Annotated in this window: 29 protein-coding genes; all 29 read right to left on the bottom strand. The window is 59.1% G+C overall.

Annotated features, from left to right (window positions below; genetic code table 11):
- Window positions 1–7: 7 nt before the first annotated feature.
- The 29 genes from J3P93_RS17415 to J3P93_RS17555 all read right to left on the bottom strand — a co-directional run bounded on the left by J3P93_RS17415 (window position 8) and on the right by J3P93_RS17555 (window position 20,963).
- The gene (locus J3P93_RS17415) at window positions 8–607 is read right to left on the bottom strand and encodes a YmfQ family protein (protein ID WP_434590050.1); all 600 of its coding nucleotides are present in this window, start codon (window positions 605–607) and stop codon (window positions 8–10) included.
- Complete coding sequence (locus tag J3P93_RS17420) at window positions 598–1,635, bottom strand: baseplate J/gp47 family protein (protein ID WP_434590053.1); 1,038 nt, start codon at window positions 1,633–1,635, stop codon at window positions 598–600. Before J3P93_RS17420 ends, J3P93_RS17415 begins: the two co-directional genes overlap by 10 nt.
- Window positions 1,625–2,023 carry a phage GP46 family protein gene (locus tag J3P93_RS17425; protein WP_434590056.1) on the bottom strand — a complete coding sequence of 133 codons (399 nt, stop codon included), beginning with the start codon at window positions 2,021–2,023 and terminating at the stop codon, window positions 1,625–1,627. Before J3P93_RS17425 ends, J3P93_RS17420 begins: the two co-directional genes overlap by 11 nt.
- Entirely contained in the window at window positions 2,023–2,529 is a 507-nt protein-coding gene (locus tag J3P93_RS17430; RefSeq protein WP_434590059.1) for a phage baseplate assembly protein V, read from the bottom strand. The genes J3P93_RS17425 and J3P93_RS17430 overlap by 1 nt, the downstream gene beginning before the upstream one ends.
- Window positions 2,526–3,638 (bottom strand): phage baseplate assembly protein, encoded by a 1,113-nt coding sequence (locus J3P93_RS17435; protein ID WP_434590062.1) that lies wholly within the window; start codon window positions 3,636–3,638, stop codon window positions 2,526–2,528. The genes J3P93_RS17430 and J3P93_RS17435 overlap by 4 nt, the downstream gene beginning before the upstream one ends.
- 3 nt (window positions 3,639–3,641) lie before the next feature.
- Window positions 3,642–4,898 (bottom strand): DNA circularization protein, encoded by a 1,257-nt coding sequence (locus tag J3P93_RS17440; RefSeq protein WP_434590064.1) that lies wholly within the window; start codon window positions 4,896–4,898, stop codon window positions 3,642–3,644.
- Complete coding sequence (locus tag J3P93_RS17445) at window positions 4,899–6,971, bottom strand: phage tail tape measure protein (protein ID WP_434590067.1); 2,073 nt, start codon at window positions 6,969–6,971, stop codon at window positions 4,899–4,901. It abuts the gene before it with no gap.
- 130 nt (window positions 6,972–7,101) lie between these two features.
- Window positions 7,102–7,398 carry a phage tail assembly protein gene (locus J3P93_RS17450; protein ID WP_434590070.1) on the bottom strand — a complete coding sequence of 99 codons (297 nt, stop codon included), beginning with the start codon at window positions 7,396–7,398 and terminating at the stop codon, window positions 7,102–7,104.
- The gene (locus J3P93_RS17455) at window positions 7,395–7,742 is read right to left on the bottom strand and encodes a phage tail tube protein (protein ID WP_434590073.1); all 348 of its coding nucleotides are present in this window, start codon (window positions 7,740–7,742) and stop codon (window positions 7,395–7,397) included. The genes J3P93_RS17450 and J3P93_RS17455 overlap by 4 nt, the downstream gene beginning before the upstream one ends.
- A gap of 59 nt (window positions 7,743–7,801) precedes the next feature.
- Window positions 7,802–9,298 (bottom strand): phage tail sheath subtilisin-like domain-containing protein, encoded by a 1,497-nt coding sequence (locus J3P93_RS17460; RefSeq protein ID WP_434590075.1) that lies wholly within the window; start codon window positions 9,296–9,298, stop codon window positions 7,802–7,804.
- Complete coding sequence (locus J3P93_RS17465) at window positions 9,298–9,504, bottom strand: DUF2635 domain-containing protein (RefSeq protein ID WP_151550817.1); 207 nt, start codon at window positions 9,502–9,504, stop codon at window positions 9,298–9,300. Before J3P93_RS17465 ends, J3P93_RS17460 begins: the two co-directional genes overlap by 1 nt.
- Window positions 9,501–10,091 carry a phage tail terminator protein gene (locus tag J3P93_RS17470; RefSeq protein WP_434590080.1) on the bottom strand — a complete coding sequence of 197 codons (591 nt, stop codon included), beginning with the start codon at window positions 10,089–10,091 and terminating at the stop codon, window positions 9,501–9,503. Before J3P93_RS17470 ends, J3P93_RS17465 begins: the two co-directional genes overlap by 4 nt.
- Window positions 10,092–10,111: 20 nt before the next feature.
- Window positions 10,112–10,633 carry a hypothetical protein gene (locus tag J3P93_RS17475; protein ID WP_434590083.1) on the bottom strand — a complete coding sequence of 174 codons (522 nt, stop codon included), beginning with the start codon at window positions 10,631–10,633 and terminating at the stop codon, window positions 10,112–10,114.
- Window positions 10,626–11,036: a head-tail adaptor protein gene (locus tag J3P93_RS17480; protein WP_434590086.1), complete on the bottom strand. Its 411-nt coding sequence runs from the start codon at window positions 11,034–11,036 to the stop codon at window positions 10,626–10,628. The genes J3P93_RS17475 and J3P93_RS17480 overlap by 8 nt, the downstream gene beginning before the upstream one ends.
- Window positions 11,037–11,047: 11 nt before the next feature.
- Entirely contained in the window at window positions 11,048–11,356 is a 309-nt protein-coding gene (locus J3P93_RS17485) for a head-tail connector protein (protein ID WP_434590089.1), read from the bottom strand.
- Window positions 11,356–11,547: a hypothetical protein gene (locus tag J3P93_RS17490; protein ID WP_434590092.1), complete on the bottom strand. Its 192-nt coding sequence runs from the start codon at window positions 11,545–11,547 to the stop codon at window positions 11,356–11,358. The genes J3P93_RS17485 and J3P93_RS17490 overlap by 1 nt, the downstream gene beginning before the upstream one ends.
- A gap of 48 nt (window positions 11,548–11,595) precedes the next feature.
- A complete protein-coding gene (locus J3P93_RS17495; RefSeq protein ID WP_434590095.1) occupies window positions 11,596–12,804 on the bottom strand; it encodes a phage major capsid protein in 1,209 nt (402 codons plus the stop codon).
- Window positions 12,801–13,445 (bottom strand): HK97 family phage prohead protease, encoded by a 645-nt coding sequence (locus J3P93_RS17500; RefSeq protein ID WP_434590098.1) that lies wholly within the window; start codon window positions 13,443–13,445, stop codon window positions 12,801–12,803. Before J3P93_RS17500 ends, J3P93_RS17495 begins: the two co-directional genes overlap by 4 nt.
- On the bottom strand, window positions 13,429–14,643 hold the full coding sequence (locus J3P93_RS17505; protein WP_434590101.1) for a phage portal protein: 1,215 nt from the start codon (window positions 14,641–14,643) through the stop codon (window positions 13,429–13,431). Before J3P93_RS17505 ends, J3P93_RS17500 begins: the two co-directional genes overlap by 17 nt.
- Window positions 14,644–14,650: 7 nt before the next feature.
- A complete protein-coding gene (locus J3P93_RS17510) occupies window positions 14,651–16,345 on the bottom strand; it encodes a terminase large subunit (RefSeq protein WP_401232052.1) in 1,695 nt (564 codons plus the stop codon).
- A gap of 1 nt (window position 16,346) precedes the next feature.
- The gene (locus J3P93_RS17515; protein ID WP_434590105.1) at window positions 16,347–16,832 is read right to left on the bottom strand and encodes a terminase small subunit; all 486 of its coding nucleotides are present in this window, start codon (window positions 16,830–16,832) and stop codon (window positions 16,347–16,349) included.
- Window positions 16,833–16,985: 153 nt separating this feature from the next.
- Window positions 16,986–17,324, bottom strand: a complete 339-nt coding sequence (locus tag J3P93_RS17520) for an HNH endonuclease (protein WP_434590108.1) — start codon at window positions 17,322–17,324, stop codon at window positions 16,986–16,988.
- 26 nt (window positions 17,325–17,350) lie between these two features.
- Window positions 17,351–17,689 carry a hypothetical protein gene (locus tag J3P93_RS17525; RefSeq protein WP_076565716.1) on the bottom strand — a complete coding sequence of 113 codons (339 nt, stop codon included), beginning with the start codon at window positions 17,687–17,689 and terminating at the stop codon, window positions 17,351–17,353.
- Complete coding sequence (locus tag J3P93_RS17530; protein ID WP_434590111.1) at window positions 17,689–18,060, bottom strand: chemotaxis protein; 372 nt, start codon at window positions 18,058–18,060, stop codon at window positions 17,689–17,691. The genes J3P93_RS17525 and J3P93_RS17530 overlap by 1 nt, the downstream gene beginning before the upstream one ends.
- 119 nt (window positions 18,061–18,179) lie before the next feature.
- Window positions 18,180–18,743 (bottom strand): hypothetical protein, encoded by a 564-nt coding sequence (locus J3P93_RS17535; protein WP_434590114.1) that lies wholly within the window; start codon window positions 18,741–18,743, stop codon window positions 18,180–18,182.
- A gap of 3 nt (window positions 18,744–18,746) precedes the next feature.
- Window positions 18,747–19,061, bottom strand: a complete 315-nt coding sequence (locus J3P93_RS17540; protein WP_434590117.1) for a hypothetical protein — start codon at window positions 19,059–19,061, stop codon at window positions 18,747–18,749.
- Window positions 19,058–19,252: a hypothetical protein gene (locus tag J3P93_RS17545; protein WP_434590120.1), complete on the bottom strand. Its 195-nt coding sequence runs from the start codon at window positions 19,250–19,252 to the stop codon at window positions 19,058–19,060. Before J3P93_RS17545 ends, J3P93_RS17540 begins: the two co-directional genes overlap by 4 nt.
- Before the next feature lie 2 nt (window positions 19,253–19,254).
- On the bottom strand, window positions 19,255–20,535 hold the full coding sequence (locus J3P93_RS17550; RefSeq protein WP_434590123.1) for a tyrosine-type recombinase/integrase: 1,281 nt from the start codon (window positions 20,533–20,535) through the stop codon (window positions 19,255–19,257).
- Window positions 20,532–20,963: a VRR-NUC domain-containing protein gene (locus tag J3P93_RS17555; RefSeq protein WP_434590126.1), complete on the bottom strand. Its 432-nt coding sequence runs from the start codon at window positions 20,961–20,963 to the stop codon at window positions 20,532–20,534. Before J3P93_RS17555 ends, J3P93_RS17550 begins: the two co-directional genes overlap by 4 nt.
- Window positions 20,964–21,055: the final 92 nt, after the last annotated feature.

Genomic DNA, 21,055 nt, shown 5'->3' on the forward strand with positions numbered 1-21,055 from the left:
CTACCTCTCAGTCATAATTGATGTGCACGACAGTGTGCGCAGGTGCAGGCCGGCGAATGGTGCATTCAAGCGGATCGCCCGGGTTGGTGCCGAACCGCTCTCCCCAGTAGCTCACACCGAACCGCCGCCCTTGTCGCTGGCGGCCGCCGGTGTTCAGCGTCCACATGAACTGCGCGCGCCATGTACCAAAATGAGCCGCGCCAAAACGAGAACGCCCCATCCGTGGCGCTCTGAGCTCAGTGATCGTTGCGTCTGGATAGCCTTGGCTTACGGCAATCTCGATGAAATACCCCCTACTCTGCCCACCGACTTCTACGAGCCTGCGCCGTACGGCCAAGCGGCGATCTTCGAAAGCGGGGTTTGGCCCGAGACAAGGATCTGGCAGATTCATCACCCGTTCCCAATCGGGCACCAGTTCGCTCACGCTGGCTGGGTCCATTTCATTCAGCAAGTCGACAGCTCGCGCATCGAGGCGGGAAAATTCGACGGCAACCCCCGTCAGCACCAATTCAATTTCAGGCACCAGTTCGGGATCCCAAGCAGGCCCGGCGGGTAACAAACCGAGGAGCTGGCGGCGGTATTGATCGGCGGTTCTGGCTACAGCCATGTGATGGCTCCGAAGGTAAGCAACTCATTGGCGGCGGCAACAACATCGGACGACGGCACAGTCAGCGCGTGATCCGTTTCTCCAGCGGCGCCACTGATCGCCTCACGAATGTGACTGATCAGCAGTTCTTCACCGAGCCCGGCTTCGCGCTCATGCAGATCCTTTAGGCTTGCGGTGATAGCGGCGCGCACCGCTGTTGTGTCGGGAACTGGGTGGATGCTGTAGAGCACGGGCTTCAGCGTCGGTGCAAGAACGTAGAGTTCGGCTGTTACAGGTCGCAACGGCTCGATGTAATCCTTGATTTCCTGAAGCTGAGCCAGGTTCGGAAGTGGCACTGGATCGTTGTCGCGCATTACAAAGAGCCCAACTGTGCCAGGCCCCATGTAGTTGCCCCGGCACCAGGCTCTGGTTACACCGGGAAACTCCAAGGCCCAGGTCTCGTAATCGTCAGCCGATCCACCGTGAGGGATGACCCGGTACGACCGGATGACCCGCGCGCGTAGGGATTCGACGCTTTCCTTTTCAATACCACCGGACAATCCGGGAGCAATGACAGTAAACGTGTTGGTTACACCGGCGACCGGTTGAACCAGTGTCAGCTGAAGGCCTGCATCAGCGTTGCCGAGCGCCCCAGGCTCGACGGCTTCGATCGTGGTCGTGTTGAGCCCCGCTACCGTAGTGACGCCAGCAGTCACGCGATACATGCGCCCATCACTCGCTTGCAACACAACATCGACATCCAGTACAGCACCTGCGGCGGCACTGAAGCTGACACCGCCTTCTGCAGGCTGAGCATTGTTGCGCGGACGATTAAGGCGTAGCGCGGCAATGCGCTCGAGCGTTTCCTCGTCGGCTTTGTCTGGCAGGATTTGGTCGGCGATCCAGTCGAGATAGCCGTAAATCCCGTAGGCCGTGCCGCTCAAGGTCCGCGCCAGCACCTGCGCATCGGAGCGGCGCAGCGCTTCGCTCGCAAGATCGCTTTGGGTGCGGCTGATGAGCACCGGCAGTGAAGGTGTGTCAAACGGCATAAATCACCTGCCAGGAAGAGATGGGTTTGATTTCGATGCGATCGCCACCGGGCATCGTGAGGATGACCGTCAGGTTCAGCCGGCTGATGTCGGCCTTCTCACTGGTGATCTCGATTGCGATCACGTGTCCGTCATCGAGGAGCCAGCGCAGGGCTTCGTTAGCGTAGAACTCCGCGTCTCGCTGTGTGGCATCTGTCAGCTTGACCCGGCGCAACAGCCATAGGCGCGAACCAATGCGGTCGTCGGCAATATCCGGGTAACTGTCGCCCCACCAGCCGAACAGTTCTTCATCATCCACGGGGTCATCGGTCAGCGCTCGGCGCCAGGTGAAGAGGCTGATCAGCACCGCGCGGGTCAGGGTTGCCTCACGATCATCAGAAAATATCATCAGCCCCCCGCCGCGGGTGGCCCGCTGTTGCCGCTGCCCGCCTGGACATTGGTGTGGACGTGCTCGATCTGGCTGACGCCGCCGGCTACCTGGTCACCGGTAGAGATGATTTGCCCGGTCTGGTTGATGACTGGCGTGTCAAAGTTCACCGACGTTGTCGCCTTGATGTTCAGCGTGGAGGTTTCGATATCGATGATTCGGCCGCGCTTGAAGTGGATCTTGTCGCCCTCATCCGTGTAGATGGCCACCTCCCCCGGCTTCAGTTCCTTGATGCGGTAACGGCGATCTGACGCAACCACGACCACCGCATGAGAACGATCACCGTTGAGGAACATTGTCAGCACCTCGGCGCCCGGCAGGGGATTGCTGGTCAACCCGTATGGCTCGAAGTGTTCGACGTTGTCTTTCAATTCGCCGGCTGTCAGCCTCACCTGCAGCGCCTGCATCATCTTCCCGGCCGCCGCGAGCACAACCGTGCCGCGCGCCATCATACTTTTCAGGCTCATTTTTTCGGCTCGTAGTCTGCGGGGATGAGGTATTCGAAGTTGTCGGCCTTGCCGCCCTTCTTCAGCTTGCGGTCTTTGTGCGGGTCGTGCGGTTCAGGCTCGAAGCCGTCGGGCGGGCCGACCTCCAACTTGGTGATCTCTCCGCTGTCGGTGAGCGTGTAAGTAACCCGTGCGATGAGCATGATTCGGTCGAAGCCCACAATTGGATCGATGACGCGCACCAGCGAGTTGTGTTTCCACAGCGCGCCGTTCGACTGACGCCAGCCTTGCACCGTGTAGTTGGTGGTGAGCGCCTTGCCCATTCGGGTACCGCGCTCCCAGTTCGCCCGGGCCTGCGCCAGCTCGTTGGTCATCTGGCCGGATTCCTGAATGATCATGACCCGCTTACGACCCACGCGCGGATCCGCCAAAACAGCCGACACCTCTGCAGCCTGCTCGCCGAACTCTTCGTCGGTGCCGCTCTTCTGACCGAGCACCTGGTATTCGGAAAACACCGCCGAGAAGTCCAGCGCGGCGTCACCGGTCAGGATGTTGTTGCCGACTTCCAGCGCATCGAACGCCCTGACCTCGCTGCCGGGCTTGGCCAGCACGGCTAGGCCCTTGGCGTCGTCGCTGGAGAAAACACGGAACAGCGTCAGCAGGCGGTCGATGGATTCAAAAACTGTTTCGCCCGGTTCGATCGTGTGGTCTGAAAGCTTTGCCCCTTCCGGGATCTCGCTGCGGACACGCACGCCGTAAGGGGCCGCCAGCGCCCTGACGATAGAAAGGACGCTTTGGTTGTTCCACTGCCCCGGCTTATTGATGGCCGCGCAGTCCACCAGATCGGCGGTGAGTGAGCGCCCGCTGACGCTGGTGGTGATTTGCTGATGGTCGTAGCTGATCGGTGTGGCGAACACCCAGCCAGTCAGCACGAGGTCGTCGCCGATCCTGACCTGGCATTTGGCACCCTGCTTGATCGGCAAAGGCAACGGCTGCCCGGGCCACTTCCATGTAATGTTCAGGGTGAACGACCTCGCCTGATCCTCAAGCCCGGCGGTGATCTCTACCGATTTCCAGCCGAAGTAATCCAGACCGTCAACCGTGAGGCTGACAGCGTTGACGTCTTCCATGGGTTACCTCTGGGCGATTTTGATCGGGCGCGACGGGACGAAACCGGGGTGACGCAGGCGGTTGCGCTGCACCACTTCGGATTCCCGAGTGGCATCACCGAAACGACGGTAGGCCAGCACCAGAGCCGACAGCGTTTCAGGCGGTGTGATCTCCACTAGGCGCACGCCCGACTCCGCAACGGCGGTCAGGTGTTTGACGATGGTCTGTCGAAGGGTGTTGAGCACCATGTAGTGCTCGGGATCCGCCTTCAACGACGCTTGAAAAATTGCCTCGTTGAGGTTGTCGCGCAACTCGATCACATCATCAGCTACCGGTACCTCCGGGCGCACGATCGGCTGCACTGCCTGCTGCTCGACCGATGCCACCGTGGCCGTCGAAACAGGCTGCGTGGCGACAGGCATTTCACTGATGATGAGGGCGACCTGCACCAGCAAAGCGTCCTGCACCAGGTTGGCAGTGGCTTGTGATGCAGCCGCCGCGTCGACACCACCCGAATCGCTGACGGTATTGATGCTGGCCACGGCTTCAGTTTGCTGCGTGGCGGTGGCCACTGAGTTCCGGTAGCTCGAACCGGAGTCATCACCCAGGTAATCGTCGACTGAAAACTCGCTGAAGTAGCCGGAGAACAGCGACGACAGCGAATCTGGCGCGTTCATCAGTGACTGCGCGAAGCCGGTCAGGTTGGTGAAGGCGCCAATAATGGTTGAGAACTGCTGTTGAATTACCGTGTACACGCCCGAAAGGCTGTTGCGCAGTCGGGCCAATCCCAGACGGGCCTGATCCACCTTCGCCATCGCGAATTTGTACCGGGCCAGCGCGGAGTCCAGCAGGCTATCGGAGGCCTTCAACACCTGCTGCTGGGTGTTCACCTTCGCTGTCGGAAACTTCAGCGGGATGTCCGGATAGAACGTCACGGCGAAGGCCGCCATACCGCCCTGCTTGAAGTCGTGCGTCAGCTCGGCTTCACCGGCCTTGACCTGCATGCGTCCGAGCCAAGGGTGCACCAGCTCGCCGGCGCCCGGAGTCTGCACGGCCTCCATGAATTTATCGCGGCGCTCGAAGCAGTCGTCACCGATGATCCAGCAGACCAGACGGTGAACCTGCGCCTGTTTGCCCATTTGCTCAGCGTAAGGCTCGTCGCGTTGCGGAAACTCGTGCAGCTGCACTTTCATGCCGACCGGAACCGAAGCCTGAGGAATCAAGAAACTGATTCCCCGGAACGAGGCCGGCAGCATTTGATCACGCCATGTCTGATCCATTTATGGCCTCATCACACCCACGGTGCGGGTGCCTACGTTGGGCTTGATGTTCAGCCCAGGCTGATTGGTTTGTGGCTTGTCGACCTGAAGGCCAGGTGGCGGATTCTCGAAGCGCATCACCAACTCGCCCTGCAGCTTTGGCTGACTGGCGGCCATGGCGTTCTGAACCAGCGAATCACCCTGCGGTGACCAACGCTCACCCTCAGGCCGCGGGCGCAGCATCGTGCCGTCGCCGTTACCAGCCCGCGCGGGAGCCACCTGCATGGTCAGGTTGTTGACGGCATTGGTTGCGCTATTCACCGCACCGTCCATGCCGGCATCGCCCACCAGGCCGAATGCGCCCATGATCGATTTCACCCAACCGCTGATCTTGTCCCATGCATCCTTGAACCACTGGAGCGCAGGTTCCCAGTTTGCAATCAGCGCACCGGCGGCCATGGCGATCAGGCTGGCAATCAAAATGAACGGGTTGGCTTTCGCCACCAAGTTGAATATCCGGGTCGCCACCGTTGCCGCCAGCACTGCCCCCCTCACCACGACCAGCGTCGCGCTGAAGATTTTTCCGGCGACCGTTGCGGCCAGCATGGCGACACGCATCGCAAGGAACCCAGCGGCCGCGCCCATCAGGCTTTTCGCCAGAACAGGGCTGGTCTGGGTGAACTTGTCCCACGCCAACTGCGCACGCTGGGCGACAGCCTTGATCAGGTTCCAGAGCGCCGAGAAGAACGGCGCGACCTTCTGCCAGTTCGCGATGAGCAGTCCGGCCGTCAGAGCAAGGGCACGGATGATAAAACCGACTGGCGATATTTTTACTGCAGTGTCGAACAACTTCATTGCAACAACGCTGCCGAGCACCGCCAACTTGAGCGCGACGAACGCAATGCCTGCTCCAAGGATGCCTTTTATCAGTCCGGGATTCGCGGCGGCGAACTCCGAAATCTGGCTAACGATCGGCCCCATCAGCGTCATGATTTCGTTGAGCGGCGGCAGCAGTGCATTGCCGATCTCAATGCCGAGGCGGGTGACCCGATTACGCATCAGTTGCAGCGCGTTCGCCGTGGTCGCCGAACGGGCCTCATATTCCTTGCTCATCGAGCCAGCGAACTTGGTGCTTGCCGAAACGTCGCCGAAGCTCTTCTTCAGCATGTCCAGATTTGTCAGAAGCGGAGCAATAGCCGCGATTGATTCAGATCCGAATAGCTGAGTCAGCAGACCGGCCTGTTTCTCCGGTGCGACTTTCGATACCCGTTCGAGCACATCGAGCATCGTACCCTGAGCATCTTTTTGCATGCCTTCGGAAACTTTCTTCACGTCCAGGCGCAGCGCCTTGAACGCTTGAGTTTGCTCCTTGGTAGCAGCCTTGCCCTTGGTCAGCGCCAGCATGAAGTTCTTCAAGCCGGTGGCCGCGACTTCGCTCGGCACCCCAACCCCGGCAAGCGTGGCGCCCATCGCGGCTATTTGCCCGGACGCCAAGCCTGCGATTTTACCCAGAGGGCCAATGCGGGTGACGATATCGGCAATCTGCGCCGCAGAGGATGGTCCAGTGTTGCTGAGGTAGTTGATCTGGTCAGCCAGTTTTACAACCTCTGGCTGAGTGAGTTTGAACGACGTTCGCCACTTGGCCATCATCTCACCGGACTGCTCGGCGGTCTGGTCAAAAGCGATACCCATCTTCACGGCGTCTTCCGCGAACTGGCGCAACTCGCCAGCAGCGAAGCCAGCCTGCCCACCGGCGGCGACGATAGCGGCGATGCCGCTGGCCGCCATCGGCATTTTCTCGGACAGATCGAGCACGTCCTTGCCCATGGCCTTGAACTGCTCAGGCGTGGCGAAATCGACCACCTTCTTCACATCGGCCATGGATGATTCGAATTCTATCGCCGCCTTGGTTCCCGCCACGAACGGGGCAGCGAATGCCCCGCCCTGCAACACATCTTGGAAACTGATTTTGCCGAGTCCCGAGCTTTCCATTTGCTTGCGAAAGCCCGCGACCTTTTTCCGGATGCCGCCCAGCATCGGCGACAGCTTGTCGACGCCGGTGATCAACGCCTTTAGCTGGAATTTATCCGCCATCACTGCACCTGCTGGAGTCTATTGATTCGTTGCGCGTGCTCCATGGATTCGCGGAGCACGTCGAGCGGGCGAGCCAACATCAGTTCCGGATCCGTTTTCCAGAACCACGCCAGGTCATAAGCAACGGCGATCAGGTCGTGGATGGAGTCGACGCCGCACTCATGAAAAAACTGGCCACCGCCCAGCTCAGCGAGTTCAGGTCCGCCAGATCCAGCTGGTTGACCGAGGACGGCGGGATGCCGGCGCAGACGGCGATGTATTTCGCGGCCACGTCCATGTCCAAGCTGACTTCTTCGTTTTTATCGATCTTGTACGGCAGCGCCTTTATGGCCCGCACTTCCTGCACCGTCGGACGGCGCATGGTCAGCTCCGTCAGCGGCTCGCCATGAGCCTCGATCGCTACCTGCAACTTCACCGAACTACTCATTGCCAGCTCCCATTTACGCCATCGAATTGCAACTCAAGTGTGCCGTCGTCGCCTTTAAAAGAAGGCTCATCGACGAGGAATGCCCCCGACAGCACGTAGACTCGGCCGTTGTTGAATTCACAAGTCACCGTCATGTCCCGACCGTTTTCCAGTTTTTTAATCGGAAAGCCCTGCGGCATCAGCGCGGTCATCTTCAGGTAAGGCGCGAGCTCTTCTTCCTTGTAAAAACCGGGATAGACTGACTCGCGTTTTACCTTCATCAATGGCGCTTCTGCGCCACCCGTGATGGTCAGCTGCTCACCGTCTACTTTGACGTACGCGGTGCCGGCTACTTTTTCGCCCATGGTCTTTGTCTCCAGAATGAAAAAGCCCGCACTGGGCGGGCTGGTTGTTCAGTTGAGCGTTACGCCGCTTCGTCGTACTGGAGGCGGAACTGGTTGAGCAGCGCGAAGATGCGCAGGCCGTTGATGTAATCCGGCGGGAACAACACGTTGACCCGGCTCGGGTCGTTCAGATCGCGTTCCACGACCAAGTGCTCCGCGAACAGATCAGCGTTTTCCACGTGACCTTCAAGCTCGAGCTTGGCGTACTGGGCAATGATTTCGCCGCGGATGGTCGCCGGGGTGACGATCGGTTGGCCGGCGCCGAAGCGGGTGCCGTCGCTCGCCAGCTTGTGCCGGCCGTACTTGCTGGTGATGACGCTACGCATGCGGCGCACGATGAACGCCGATTGGTGCATGGTCTCGCTGTCCAGGTACGAGTTGTCGGCCTGGCCATAGGCGTTTTTCTGATAGGTGGTGATCGAGCGCTGGATGCGCACGTAACCGCCTTCGTAGTACGCAGTGGCAATGCCGTAGTTCAGCAGCGACTGGCGTTCGGTCAGGGTGAAGCGGTCACTGGCCGGTGCCGGATCGATACCAGGCATGCTGCCGCTCTGCGTTGGACGGCTGGCATCGGCAGAGATGAACACCGCCGTGCGAGCCGCAAGCGATGCCGCGACCACCCATACCGGTTGCGGCACACCGGGCTCTACGCCCTGAATGGTCATGTGTTGATCGTTGCGCACCTGCCCGGCAGCGACCAGCGTGCCGATGGTGCCGCGCTTGGCGGTGTAGACATGACCGAACAACTGTTTCGCCCAGCTCCAGCGGCCAGTGTTGTCGTCCATCGCATCCTTCCAGGCATTCAGCGTGGTCGTGTCCGACCAAGGCTGGCACAGGAATTCGAAGGGTTCATCACCCAACGCGGCGATCGCATCGACGACATCCGGCGCGCCGGCGCCCGCGGTCATTGCAGTGGTGACCACAGTCAAGCCTGCCGGCGTGGATTCGCCGTTGGACTTGCCGAGGCGGTTCATCTGAATGCTGATGTCGTTGCCGCTTTCGCCGGTCCATTTGCAGGTCAGCGTCACCACGCCAGCAGCGGCCGCCGCGGTGACGGGCAGGTCTGGTGTGGCGTTGATCTTCACGGCCAAGGCAGCGGCCGCGATCGTCGGGGTTGCCGCCGATGCCACCACCGACTGGACGCGCACGCCGCCGATGTACAGGTTCAGGAGCCCGGCCTCGGTAGCAGCGCCGGTGATGGTGATGGTTGCCGAAGCGGATTCGCCGGTTTCATTCTGGAGCGGCAGACACCAGACCTCGCCAATCGGATCGACCTTGCGCCAGGTCTCGTACATCGCAGCGAGCATCGAGCCTTGGCCGGCAATGCTCTTGGCGATCGCGAGGCTGGAGACCAGCACCAGCTTGCCGATGCTTTCGCTCTCGGCGTCGTCATTGACTTGCGCGACGATGAGGCGGCGCATCACGCTCGAAGCGCTGTTTGCCGCCGAACTATCCATCTCCGCATAGAACAGCGGCACACGGATATCGGCGGGGATGTTGCTGAATCCGATGGCCATTATTTGCCTTCCTCGATCAGCGCCGTTTTAACGGCTTTGGTGGATGGGGCTTCAACCGTTTTGGTTCTGACGTCACCGTCAGCCAGACGACGACGCCACCAGGCGTTGTCGGGGACTTCCCGACCTTCAACGGGCAACAGGTCGCCAGCCTCCGGATCGGGCACAGAGCGGCCAGCGGCCGGCACCACAGTGATGCGCTTGGTCATGGTGTTACGTCTCCAGTGAATGCAACTTCAATGCGCCCGTCAGGGCCAGGTCGTTTCAGGTTGGGGTCTGCTGGGTCAATGCAGTCCATGTTGATGGTCGCGCCAGTAAGCCCGGGCAAGCCGTCGAGCTTCCACTCCTGCCATGTCTCCGGCGGCTGGTCGGAGCGATTGCGGCCGAGCTGGAATTCGGAGAAAAAGGTGAACTGGTAAACCACCCGCGCCCGGCTGATATGCAGCAAGGCGCCCTTCCCGTATTCGATTTGCGTGTATTCGGGTCCCGGAATCCAACCAACAAGAGCGCGCCAGAGCTCAGCGCGAATGTCGTGCAGCAGATCGTTGTCGGCCTGTCCGCGCTCATCCGATGTCTTCAGCACGATCACCACATTGAACTGGTCGGTGACGTCCTGAATGATCATGTTCTGTGCTTTGCTCGGCGTCGCAGCATCGGCCGTGGCGATCACATAAGCGGCCGGCAATTCAAGCTGGGCGCTGTCGACGACGGCGTCCCAGTCGATACCGCCCGCAATTCGCTCGGCAAAGGTCGGGCACGTCAGCCGTAGATGGGCAACGATAGGATTCAATTTCATGCGGGTGTCCGGGGCAGCGATCAGCCCAGCGCGTTTGCGAATGCGGCAGAGAGGATCGATTGAACTTGCGAAGCCGAGTCCTGCAGAGCGTCGGCCATGTAGTTGTCGCGCGGCTTGATGCGCCATTCGCCGGCGGCGCGCTCAGCCATCGCAGCAGCCCGCTCGCCTCGCGCGCGACGGTTGGATTTTCCTTTCCCCTGGCCCGGCGCAAGCTTGCCCAGTTTTCGGCCCTTCTTCACACCGTAGTGCAGATACGCCGGATAAAACTCTTCCATCGCCGACGTTTTGGTCGGAGAGATGCGCACTAAAAATCCCGATCGGGAAACCTTGTAGGTCACGGACTCGACCGTAGCGCCGGTGCGGTTCACCGGGTATCCATCCTGCCCTTTGCCCAGCACCAGGTTCATCTGGGCTCGTTGCACCACCAGCAAACCGACCTTGCGCATCCCGGCGCGAATCTTCCGTTTATCGAAGGCGTCACGCTGGAAGTTGTCGAAGCCTTCGACGTGCAGGTAGCCATCGATTGATGCTGAGTTAGCCATAGATGCCTCCACCTGAGTTGATCAGGCCGAGCTCTTCGACCTCAAGCAATGTGAAACGCCGGGTACCGTTCATATCGGCGGATCGCTTCACTCGATAAATCGGGCTCCCAGCAACCACCTCATAAGTGTCTATCAGACCGGGCGTCTGTGTTACGTGGACGATTTCGTGAGCTTCGGTTACGCCTTTTACGAGCCTGAACCAAATTCGGTGCGTGACCTTGTTGTCAGTCTGAACGCCTTCGGCATAAACGGCCGTGCCCACCGGTTGGATTTTTCCCCATCGAGCTTTTAAGACTGAGAAAATCGGGTCCAATCCCATATTGGCGGAAGGCAGATCAGTTCTACGCCGAATCGCCAGACGTCGATTTAACTCACCGGCAGCAGGTTCTCGGTATGCAGCCATGACACACCCTCTCAGAAGCGCTTTCGGTACCAGAGCAGGCGCTCATAGGCGAGTGGCACCTCGGAAGCGGATACACCGTTCGACCCGATCATCACGGCCTCTCGGTTCGAGTACCAATGACCGACCAACAAGAGCACAGCCTGCCGGACGTCTTTAGTCAGACCCATTTGCTCGGGCAGTAGCGGCTCGCCGTCGACGAGTTCTCTGTCGCAGTGCTGCTCAACATGCGCCAGTGCGCCGTCGATATATCCCTGGATCAGGAAATCCTCATCATCGTGGTCGACGCGCAAATGCTGCTTCACCAGGGATAGATCGATCATCACTTGTTCTCGTTGGGCTTGGCTTGCTTGGTGCTGGCCGGCTTCACTGCTTCAGCCAAACCTTTGCCGATGAGAGCATGGGCATACTCTTCGTCTGCCAGATCGAGGACGGCTCCCGCCGTGACATGGCCGTTCTGAGTTTTGACTTTTTCGGGGTCGCCTTCGAAACCCCAGAGCACTTTAATTTCCATGATATTTACCAGGTAGTGGGGCCAGTAGGCCCCGGATGACGAGAAAGGTTATTCGGTCACCGCGAAGCGGCCTTTCACGAAGGCGTACTTCTTACGAACCGCCAGACCAAGACGCTCTTCAACCAGGATGGCGCGCTGGTTTTTGATGAAGTCGTCGTTGATCATGCCGACCTTGATGGTGAAGACCATGCGGTCGTAGATGCGAGCACCCTGCTGGAACGAACCAGTCAGAAATTCACCGCCGGTCGTTGCACCATCGCCTTCGTCCATGCTGTCGGAAGCAACCACTGGACGCCCCCACAAGATCGGGGTAGACAGACCTTGCAAATTCGCGAAGAGATAGCGGTTCTCGCCATCCTTCTGCAGCTCGATATTCATCCAATCGAGATCGGACATCACCACCGCATCCGCTGGCAGCTTGGATTGTTTGCGCGCCTGGTAGATCGCTCGGCGCACGGTATCAATCGCCGTGTCGGTGACCTTGGTGAGGGCGGTGTCGAACGCAGTGGCCTGGGTCATGATGCCGTTCAGGTTGTTACCGATGCCATCGCCTTTCAGCAACTGACCTTCGCGCTTCAGCTGGAGGTCATAACGCAGCAGTTCCTGGATGTAGCTGTAGAGTTGAGGGACGTCGTCGAGCGCTTCGTCGGTGACCGGCATCCATACGGCGATTTTCTTGATGATGTCGGTGACTTGTTCGAAGGTCACGTTGCTGGTTGGCTTGGCCGCGCCCTCAGCAACCATGCCTGCGCCCAGCGTGTGCAACAGCTCGCGGAAGTAAGTGAACGACTGACCGGTGACCGGAGTCGTCGGAATCAGGTCACGAATAAGCAGGTTCTGGCGTGGAGCGCCCTGAATCACCGTGTCGTACTGTGGGGCAACCAAGCCGGCGCTGGTGACTTTGGTTTCAGCCATGCTGGCCATGTCGGACTTGGTCACTTCCATCTCGGCGAAGCTTTGGCTTTTCTGAGCCAGTGCCTGGTACTTGTCATTACCCTTGACGAAGTCGATGAAGCTTTTCTTCTCAGGGTTCTGATTGCGCAGCTTCACACCTTTTTCTTCGAGCTTTTGTACCTGCTCGATGACGCGCTCGATCTCGCCCTTTTGGTTTTCGATCTGCTTTTTCAGGTCAGCAGATGCGCTGCTGCCCTTTTCAAGCTCTTCAGACACTGCGTCGTACTTTACTTGTAGTGTGCCGAAGCCTTCCTTGAGCTGCTTTTCGAGGGCTTCGCGAATTTCTTTAACATCAGCGGTCATGGCTGAACTCCAAATTGATTTGTGAACAGGTTGGATATTTCTTTCAGCTCATCCACGATCGCCGTGGCCGCCGTTCCACCATCACGGTGTACTGCGGAGTAGCCGAGCGAAGCGACCGCAGCCGCCTCCTTCTGAGAGAGCCCCATGCGGTCGCGCAAAGCGTTCTCAAAAAGCCTGATGTCCGACTTCACGTCGGTGACTTGTGCCTGCGGGTTCATCCCGAAAGGCACCAGGGAAGCTTCCCAGAGCTCCGCCTGCTTGATGATGCGGATGCTTCGGCCCTCGCGCTCTTCGTAAGCCGCGAGGATCGTGTTGAATCCGATGGACATGCTGTCGAGCGTGCCTTCTTTCATCAGTTCATAGGCATCACGGGCATAGCTGACCGCCAGATTGACCTTACCTTTTAGATAAAGCCCGTGGCTGTCCTGGGTAAAGTCTGCCGATCCTACAAGACGGGTAAGGTCGTGAAAAAGCGCCAGTTTCAATCGACCGGCTCGCGTAGTTTTCACCTTTGTGAACGCGCCCGGGAGGATCACGTCGTCACCCAGGTCGACGTTATTGAACACAGCCGCATAACCCTCGAAGTTGCCGGCCTCATCGCTGGCCTTCACTTCGAAGGGGACTTCAATTTTGCTGAACATTCTTCTGCATCTCCCACCGGGTGACCCGGTCGTATTCTTCGCCAGCCAGCGGAGGAAGGTTTTCTTTGCGACGAACCTCGTTGATGCACATCCAGCCAGAGCCGCCGGACCCACCGAGGGCTGCCTGGTAGTAGGTGGCCCGCCCTGCACTATCCGCCCGCAGCAAGCCCTCTACGACAAACTCCACAAACTGGGGCTTGTCGCGAAAAAGCTTGTCGTTGATTTCGTCTTCAATGGCATCGAGGTAAGGCTTGAGCCCGAACGTAACGAACCCACTGGTCTGCTGTTCCAGGTTCGACCCCATGATGGAAGTCTTCCCGGCGCGATTGGCCAGGTAGAGAGGAACGCCGTAGCAACCCGCGATCGCTTCTTCTTGAAACTGCTGAGACTCAATGAACTGACTGTCTTTCTGGCTCAACCCTGCAGGAACAATCTTCGGGCCGCCCTGAAGAATGCCCATGGAGCCAATGTCATTCACGTCGCCTTTGCGCACATCCGGAAATTTTTCCATGATCTGCGCTTGCTGGGTCTTCGTCAGAAACTGGTCGTAGATGACATAGCCGCCGGTGAACCCACCTTTGCGCATGAACATTGCCGACCAGTTTTGCGCTGTCTTCGACAAACCCATCGACTCGGCCATGTACTCGACCGGCGAGAGTCCAATGATCCCGTCGACGCTGAAGAGCTTGAAGTGCAGCATGTTCTCCGGTGATACCGGAAAACGCTTGCCGCCGACTGTCGCCCAGTAGAGCAAATCGTCCGATGTGTCGACTTCGACGTCATCAGCGCTGACCGGGATCAGGCCGATCCAATCACCGTTATCGGCCCTTTCGATGATGTTGTAACCGTTGCCACGCAACGCCATATTCACAACGGCGCACTTCAGAAAATTCAGCTTCGTCATGTGCGGGTTCGGCTTGCGCAACAATCGAGCTTGTCGGGTTTTTGTATCAGCCAATACCCGGCCAGCCGGTGTATCTTCGAATATTTTCAGTGGCAGACCAGCAGCTGACTCACTCAAGATTTTCACGCAGGACCACACGATTGGAATCGTAAGGGCGGTTTTGGCTGTGATGGTCACCCCTGATTTGGTGCGCTTCCCGCCGGCCAGCATTTCTACTTCGATGTATTCTCCGGTCGCAGGGTCGTTGTAGCCGAACATGCGCCATGTCAGCGGGTTGTACCAACGAGATGCCATATTCAGCCTATGAGTTCGAGCCGATGAGTCCGAAGAATCCGTCGGAGAGGTAATTGTCGAGGCCGCCCTGGGCCTGCGGGTTCAGCGAGATGAGCGATACGGCGTTGAAGGTCGCCATCAACGGGTCGATTTTGGCGAAGCCCGATGCTTGCTTGGTTATGAGAATCGAGTTGCCGCGAGGCTCTACTCGAGCATTGCCACAGCACCAGTTCATCAACGGTTGACCACCGTGCACCAAACCGCCTTCCGCGAGCCTGCGCTCAGTCGTTTTGATGGCACCGCCGAGCTTCCAGCCCTGAGAAATGCCGATCACCTTTTCCTCTGGCACCTCTGCCGCCACCAGTGCGTCGAGGATCGCGCCAACGCCAGCCGGGTCGACCCCTACCTTGTCCAATAGGCCTGCCATTTCGATGCGGGCGACCAGCTCTGCCACTTCCGTCACATCGTCACCAATGGCTTTGACCAACGTGAGATGCCCATCGCGGGCAAAGTCATGGAACCTGGCTGCCTCGCTTTTGCGGCGAATAAGTACGGATGGATGTGCCCAAGCATGGGTCCACAACAGCCACTCCCTCGTTTCGCGATCACGGCCGATGGCGGCAAAGCCAAGCAAGTCATCCAGCCCGCCCCCATCGATTCCAACATCAATGACTTCGCTGCGATCGAGCAAGTACTCGAAGCTCACTCCAGCCGGTCGCGCTTGCGCCTCCCAGAACTCGGCGCCGGCCCAGCGATCCGAGCGCAGAGCCAAACCGATCTCAACGTTCAAGTGCTTCGCAAGGAAGCCCCGCATTGACTCTTCGCCGTCTTCATTCGCCTTCTGGAATTCACGAAGCAGAAACTCGGTGTCGACCGAGGCGCCCATGTTCGGGTTGGTGACAAAGAAATTGGCGGGATCCCGGTGTTTGTTTGCCTTGATCATTTCCTCCGGAAATTCATAGATCACCGGAAGAAAGCGTTTGTCATTGATGCGCCCATCCCGAACGCCGCGGGCATAGTTCAGCTTCTGCCGAAATACGCCAGCGGGAGGCTCATCGGATTGGGTGGAAAGAAATATGGTGAAACCTTCAGGCCGTGACGCCAGGCCGCCGCAGGCTTCGCGCAGCATGTTTTCGGCGTTGGGCCGCTTGCCGAACAACCACAACTCATCGATCAGAACACCAGTGGCTTTCTTGCCGCCGACCGTATCGCTGTCGGCGGCTACTACTTTCAGCGTGGCGCCAGTCAAGCGATGCGTGATGGTCCGTGTGTGGTCCTGCACCTGGAGCAGTTCCGACAGTTCGTCGTCGCTGTTCACCATGTCCCGAGCAGGGAAGAAACTGTTGTTGGCGATCTCAATCGTCGGCGCCAGGATCAGGAACTCTGCCGAATGACGCCAGTTGCGGATCAGCGCGGTGAGCATGATTCCGGCGGCGGTCGTCGACTTGGTGTTCTTCTTCGAGATCAGAAGGAAGAATTCGGTGATCAGCCGTCGGCCTTGCTCCGGATCGTACGAGCCGAACACTGAACCAACGAAATCGATGATCCAGTCGCGAGAGACTTCGCCCATCGTCGGCTTGCCGGCCATGTCCGCAACACGAAGCTGCTTGAAAACCTCCATCGCTTCTGTGCGTTCCGTAGGAAACAGTGGAGCAACCGGCACCAGCGACTCGCTCGCCAAGATGCGCTTTTCCCAATCAGGGCAAGCTGTTGTCCATTCCATTTCACTTCACCGCACGGAGCGGTGGCGCGCCTGTGCCGAAGCGACCGGCACCGGCCTGCTTCGCGGCGTCCTGCTTGTCCTGTTTTTTACCGACATCACCCTTTCGCTGGTGCATAAAGGGCATCAATGCCTTCGCAGCATCCACCCGAAGCTTGGCTTCACTGCCGAAGTCGTTCATCACGGCGAGCAGAAAGTCTTTTGGGTCGCTGTGCCGCATCGCTTGGGCGAGATCAAAGCCAGCTTCAGTAGCCTCTTCGAATGCCTCACCGACGTCGTCGATGGGGGCAGAACGAGGCGGTCTGGCTTTAACAATTTTGTTAACGCTCGGCGCAGCAAGTGCGGCCATCACGTCTGGGTGTTTTGCCAACCGTGAACCGGCGACCGATGCGCTGTCGACCGCATATCCCGCGGCGATGGCTGCATTTTTATTGGACGCACCTCCCCTAACAGCATTCACAAATGCCTGCTGTTTGGGTGTTAACGCCATTAACAAAAAACCTATGAGAGGAAAAAAATCTGTCCGTGCGGGGGCGAGTGGTCTAGAAGAAATCTACCGACCAGAATTTCACCCCCCCCCGGTGGGGCAGTGACGTGCCGCACCGTAACGGTGCGCCAACCGGGAAGTTGGCGTGCTTCATCGCTACCATCGAGGCAACAACGCTTCTTCCCGCTTCTTCACCACGTCGTGGCAGGTCTTGCACAGGGACTGCCAGTTGGTCTGGTCCCAGAACAGCACCATGTCGCCACGGTGTGGGATCTTGTGGTCGACGACGCTTGCGCCAGTGACTCGACCTTCACGGTCGCAGTACACACACAAAGGGTTCTCATTAAGGAACGCGAGGCGCGCTTGCTGCCACTCGTAGGTGTAGCCACGCTGGTTGGATGTTCGCTTATCAGCCCGCCATGAATCAGGCTCAGCTGTTGCCACTCGATCACTCTGCGTTTTAACGCGAGTCGCAAGGGTCTTTAGGCGAGCCATTAAGACCTCCAACTATCAAGTGCGCGTTAGGGTGTTTGCCGTTCAACGGCTTCGTTGACCTTCTCCGCTGCCTTGCTCGCTGTATCGGCCGCTTGGACTGCTGAGTTCGACGCTTCCTGCACCTTTACCGCTGCATCCTGCGTCTTCTCGGCCAGGCTATTGAGGCGGACGTCGCGCTTGCCCAGCGCCGCATCGTAGGCGGCGCGAACTTCGGCGAGCTGCTTGGTCTGCTCACTGCTTGCTGACCACACGCCGGCTTGGTAACCCAGGATCAGGCCGCCGGCGAGCAGCAGCGCTGCGATCACCCAAATCTCTGCTCGGCGCCACCAGCGGCGAGCGATGAATTCCATTGCGCATCTGTCCATCAGCTGATGCCTCCCAGCTTGGTACGCAGGCGGGCGATCTCTTCGCTCTGCGAGGTTACCGTTGCGGTGAGCTGTGCGACCTGGCTGGTTAGGGCTTCAATCTTCCCTTCCATCCGCCCGACTGCGGCGGCGAGCTCGTTGCGCTCCTTGGCGAACTGGTCAGCGCGAGCTTCAGCCTCCTTTCGCGCAACACGCTCGGAGTCCAGCAGCTCATTCAGTCGGCGAAGCGTGAAGATATCGGCGTTATCCATCGCCCTGTCGGCAGCATCCTTCGACAGGAATTTACGCAACCACAGGAATCCTGCCAGCAACACGGTTCCAGTACCGCCAAGCCAGGTGGCTGTGCCTGGGCCGAGGTCAGTAGGATCCATCCGATACTCCAGAAACGAAAAAGCCCCGCACGGTGGCGGGGCTCAGAATTGTTAGTCGTCTCTCATAACGCGCAAGATCGACATGATGGGGTTAATTTACGGCCAACTGGCCATCATGGTCAAGCGGCATCTACAAAGATTTGTTCGCGGTCGAAAATCTCGGTGGCATGGATCACCGCAGTCTCTTCCAGCTGCTCAAGTCGCTTGTGAATTCCACCACGCCAGTTACGACGGGTGCGCTCTGGCGAGCCGGCCAGATCCCAGGTGTTCATGTCGTAGAACTCGGACGGCAGCACAATCATGTCGGTTGAACGCTTGCCCGACTGGACACCCTTCAGTTTCGGAATCGCCCAGGCCGTGAGCGCTTTGTAAATGAACAGCTCCGGTGCCGGAGACGTCATTCGCGATACCAGCCGACCAATCGCGGCGACCTTGTTGGCCTTGTGAGTCGAATACTTGGCGACCAGAACATCCCACTGCGCGGGAGCGAGCTGGCGGTGCAGGAGCGCATACAAGCAGCAGTCGTAATCGAACTTGTCGCGGGGTGATAGAGAGCTGCCATTGCCGCCCTGACGCAGATCGGCATCGATCAGCTTCTGCCAGGACTGCTTGGTGCTGTTATCGATGTTATCGGCAGCCAGTACGCGTACCAAGGTGCTCATCACGTCTTTATAAATGCCCATCGATCAATCCCCCGTGTAGTTCGATCCACCGGCACCGCGGCGGTTGTTCTGTTCGTACTGCTGATGCGCACCACCGACGGCACGGTTGAATTTGGCGATCTCACCGAGCGCTTCCCGCAGCCGTGCGTTGAGCACCTGCACGACGTCGATGAGCGGCAAGGTCTTCAGCGTCTCACCACACACCCAGCCCGAGGCGTGACAGTTCTCGCAGGTCATTTGATGAAAGACGCCGGTGTAAATGCCGGTACCGCGGCAAACGTTGCACTCAACGATGAATTTCAACTTTCGCCGGAAGTCTGGGCCGTGCGACTTCTTCATACGGACACCATCAGGCGGCGGTGAATCTCTACGACGTCAATTCCGGCGTTCGGCGCATCATGGATAGCCAGCTCGAACCCATCTTTCATGGTGATCACAACGCGCAAACTGGGAATCTCAACGATCTTGATTGCCGCGATCAGCTTGGGATTTACAGCGAGGCCGGTGGCCGCATTGAGCAAAATCATCATTTTTAAACCTCGCCTATGGTTGTTTCTTGAATGGCCTTGCAGGCCTTATGGTCTGTGGCTTGCAGCGAATTACCGGAATCTTCAAATCTAAAGCCGGTCAATCCATGAATCGCTGCAAAGCCTTTCTGATCTAGATGCGCATGCCAATGCTCGAGTGCATCGCGCTTGCGGCTCATCACGTCCGACTGGATGTAAACCTTCACGTTGTGGCCCATCGCGTGGTTGATCAGCAGCTCACCAATCAAGTGGTCGATGCCAAGGTCTGCCCAGCCAGTGCGGGCCACCTTGCGCAGGTCGTGACTGGTCCACTCGCCCTGCCCCAGCCGACGAAACACGGCGCAGCCCTGAGCCTCGCCCAGCGCCTTGCCGTTGCGCGCCGGGAACAGGCACTGGCCCTCATAGCCTCGGGCGAACTGGCCTTCGCGGTACCGGGTCAACAGCGTGCACACTTGCTCGGTCAGGGGCAGGTGATGCTCGACGCCGGTCTTGGTGTGCTCGGCCGGGATGAACCATTCGCGTTCGGCTAGGCTGATGTGCGACCAGCGCGCCATCCGGGTTTCGCCGATGCGCGTGCCGTGGCAGAGCATCATCAGCGCGAGCATCGAATCCATCGGCGCCTTGTCCATGACCTCGGCCAACTGCGTGAGCAGACCTTCCAGCTGGACACCGCGCAGCCGGGACGGCTTGATTCCGACCTTCGCCTTGGAAAAGTCGTTGAACCGGATCGTCGCCATGGGGTTGGACGTGATCATCGCCAGCTTGGCGGCCTGCCGGAATGCCAGGGCCAGCAACTGGAAGGCAGAGCGCACGTAGTCGATGGACACCGTCTCCTGCAGCGGCCACATCAACAAGGTGTCGAGCGCAGCCTTGTCGATGCCGATCAGCGGCAGTTCGCCAAGGCGCGGTTTGAGGTGGCACTTGATGATTGAGGCACCGGTGTTCTTGCGTTTGGTCGACAGATTGCGATCGCGCGACATGCGGTCAGCGAACCAGTCCAGCAGTTCACCCACGGTGCTCCACTTCGACAGGCTCGCACCTTCGCCGGCCGCCAGACGCAGCCGTAACGACGGCAGCGCCGCGACGACCTGTTTATGCGTCAGTTCGGGGAAGGTGCCGATCTGATTCCACTCACCTTTCAGCACCAGGTACCACGAGCCACCGGTGCGAGCCTTGTTAAAGCGCAGGTACAGGCCCTTGTTTTCGAGGTCTCGCACGTCCTGCACGGTGCCGGCGGCCTGCCGCTTGATCTCGGCTTCGGTGATCTTCACAGCGGCAGTGCTCATGCGGCCACCACAGTAGGAGCGAGTCGAAGGTAGGCGCGGATCTGCTCCATCGCGTCGAAGTGCCCACGGCACACGATGGCGAGATAGCCCTGCTCGTTCAGCTTGCGTAGCCGCTCCTGCTGACTCGGCGACACCGGGGCGTCGTTCGGCGGCGTGGCCTTGAATTCGATATAGAGACCGAAGTAGCCACCGCGAGCCATGTTCAGCACCAGATCCGGGATACCGGCCTTGACGCCTTGGGCTTTTAGCTTGGCAGCGACCGCCTTCACTCGGTGCCCGCCGTTCGGGACGTGGTAGATCAGATCGAACACAGCCGGCAAGCAGAGCTCAAGCTCACGCATGAGACCTGCCTGTTCCAACCCTTCCCGGTCGACTGGCTTGGCTCGGACGGCTTTCGCTTTGAACAACCTCATGGCAGCAGGCTTCATACGCGCTCACCACGCACCATGCGGGCACGTCGAGTCATCCGAAGAATTCCCCACAAGCAGGCGACGAACAAAATTAGCAACGAACCAAAAAA

This window comes from Pseudomonas sp. R3-57, assembly GCF_051132065.1.
Taxonomy (GTDB): Bacteria; Pseudomonadota; Gammaproteobacteria; order Pseudomonadales; family Pseudomonadaceae; genus Aquipseudomonas.

What these genes read in the sequence shown, in the direction of transcription:
- J3P93_RS17415 (WP_434590050.1), bottom strand. Translation starts at nt 607, where the DNA reads ATGGCTGTAGCCAGAACCGCCGATCAATACCGCCGCCAGCTCCTCGGT.
- J3P93_RS17420 (WP_434590053.1), bottom strand. Translation starts at nt 1,635, where the DNA reads ATGCCGTTTGACACACCTTCACTGCCGGTGCTCATCAGCCGCACCCAA.
- J3P93_RS17425 (WP_434590056.1), bottom strand. Translation starts at nt 2,023, where the DNA reads ATGATATTTTCTGATGATCGTGAGGCAACCCTGACCCGCGCGGTGCTG.
- J3P93_RS17430 (WP_434590059.1), bottom strand. Translation starts at nt 2,529, where the DNA reads ATGAGCCTGAAAAGTATGATGGCGCGCGGCACGGTTGTGCTCGCGGCG.
- J3P93_RS17435 (WP_434590062.1), bottom strand. Translation starts at nt 3,638, where the DNA reads ATGGAAGACGTCAACGCTGTCAGCCTCACGGTTGACGGTCTGGATTAC.
- J3P93_RS17440 (WP_434590064.1), bottom strand. Translation starts at nt 4,898, where the DNA reads ATGGATCAGACATGGCGTGATCAAATGCTGCCGGCCTCGTTCCGGGGA.
- J3P93_RS17445 (WP_434590067.1), bottom strand. Translation starts at nt 6,971, where the DNA reads ATGGCGGATAAATTCCAGCTAAAGGCGTTGATCACCGGCGTCGACAAG.
- J3P93_RS17450 (WP_434590070.1), bottom strand. Translation starts at nt 7,398, where the DNA reads ATGAGTAGTTCGGTGAAGTTGCAGGTAGCGATCGAGGCTCATGGCGAG.
- J3P93_RS17455 (WP_434590073.1), bottom strand. Translation starts at nt 7,742, where the DNA reads ATGGGCGAAAAAGTAGCCGGCACCGCGTACGTCAAAGTAGACGGTGAG.
- J3P93_RS17460 (WP_434590075.1), bottom strand. Translation starts at nt 9,298, where the DNA reads ATGGCCATCGGATTCAGCAACATCCCCGCCGATATCCGTGTGCCGCTG.
- J3P93_RS17465 (WP_151550817.1), bottom strand. Translation starts at nt 9,504, where the DNA reads ATGACCAAGCGCATCACTGTGGTGCCGGCCGCTGGCCGCTCTGTGCCC.
- J3P93_RS17470 (WP_434590080.1), bottom strand. Translation starts at nt 10,091, where the DNA reads ATGAAATTGAATCCTATCGTTGCCCATCTACGGCTGACGTGCCCGACC.
- J3P93_RS17475 (WP_434590083.1), bottom strand. Translation starts at nt 10,633, where the DNA reads ATGGCTAACTCAGCATCAATCGATGGCTACCTGCACGTCGAAGGCTTC.
- J3P93_RS17480 (WP_434590086.1), bottom strand. Translation starts at nt 11,036, where the DNA reads ATGGCTGCATACCGAGAACCTGCTGCCGGTGAGTTAAATCGACGTCTG.
- J3P93_RS17485 (WP_434590089.1), bottom strand. Translation starts at nt 11,356, where the DNA reads ATGATCGATCTATCCCTGGTGAAGCAGCATTTGCGCGTCGACCACGAT.
- J3P93_RS17490 (WP_434590092.1), bottom strand. Translation starts at nt 11,547, where the DNA reads ATGGAAATTAAAGTGCTCTGGGGTTTCGAAGGCGACCCCGAAAAAGTC.
- J3P93_RS17495 (WP_434590095.1), bottom strand. Translation starts at nt 12,804, where the DNA reads ATGACCGCTGATGTTAAAGAAATTCGCGAAGCCCTCGAAAAGCAGCTC.
- J3P93_RS17500 (WP_434590098.1), bottom strand. Translation starts at nt 13,445, where the DNA reads ATGTTCAGCAAAATTGAAGTCCCCTTCGAAGTGAAGGCCAGCGATGAG.
- J3P93_RS17505 (WP_434590101.1), bottom strand. Translation starts at nt 14,643, where the DNA reads ATGGCATCTCGTTGGTACAACCCGCTGACATGGCGCATGTTCGGCTAC.
- J3P93_RS17510 (WP_401232052.1), bottom strand. Translation starts at nt 16,345, where the DNA reads ATGGAATGGACAACAGCTTGCCCTGATTGGGAAAAGCGCATCTTGGCG.
- J3P93_RS17515 (WP_434590105.1), bottom strand. Translation starts at nt 16,832, where the DNA reads ATGGCGTTAACACCCAAACAGCAGGCATTTGTGAATGCTGTTAGGGGA.
- J3P93_RS17520 (WP_434590108.1), bottom strand. Translation starts at nt 17,324, where the DNA reads ATGGCTCGCCTAAAGACCCTTGCGACTCGCGTTAAAACGCAGAGTGAT.
- J3P93_RS17525 (WP_076565716.1), bottom strand. Translation starts at nt 17,689, where the DNA reads ATGGACAGATGCGCAATGGAATTCATCGCTCGCCGCTGGTGGCGCCGA.
- J3P93_RS17530 (WP_434590111.1), bottom strand. Translation starts at nt 18,060, where the DNA reads ATGGATCCTACTGACCTCGGCCCAGGCACAGCCACCTGGCTTGGCGGT.
- J3P93_RS17535 (WP_434590114.1), bottom strand. Translation starts at nt 18,743, where the DNA reads ATGGGCATTTATAAAGACGTGATGAGCACCTTGGTACGCGTACTGGCT.
- J3P93_RS17540 (WP_434590117.1), bottom strand. Translation starts at nt 19,061, where the DNA reads ATGAAGAAGTCGCACGGCCCAGACTTCCGGCGAAAGTTGAAATTCATC.
- J3P93_RS17545 (WP_434590120.1), bottom strand. Translation starts at nt 19,252, where the DNA reads ATGATGATTTTGCTCAATGCGGCCACCGGCCTCGCTGTAAATCCCAAG.
- J3P93_RS17550 (WP_434590123.1), bottom strand. Translation starts at nt 20,535, where the DNA reads ATGAGCACTGCCGCTGTGAAGATCACCGAAGCCGAGATCAAGCGGCAG.
- J3P93_RS17555 (WP_434590126.1), bottom strand. Translation starts at nt 20,963, where the DNA reads ATGAAGCCTGCTGCCATGAGGTTGTTCAAAGCGAAAGCCGTCCGAGCC.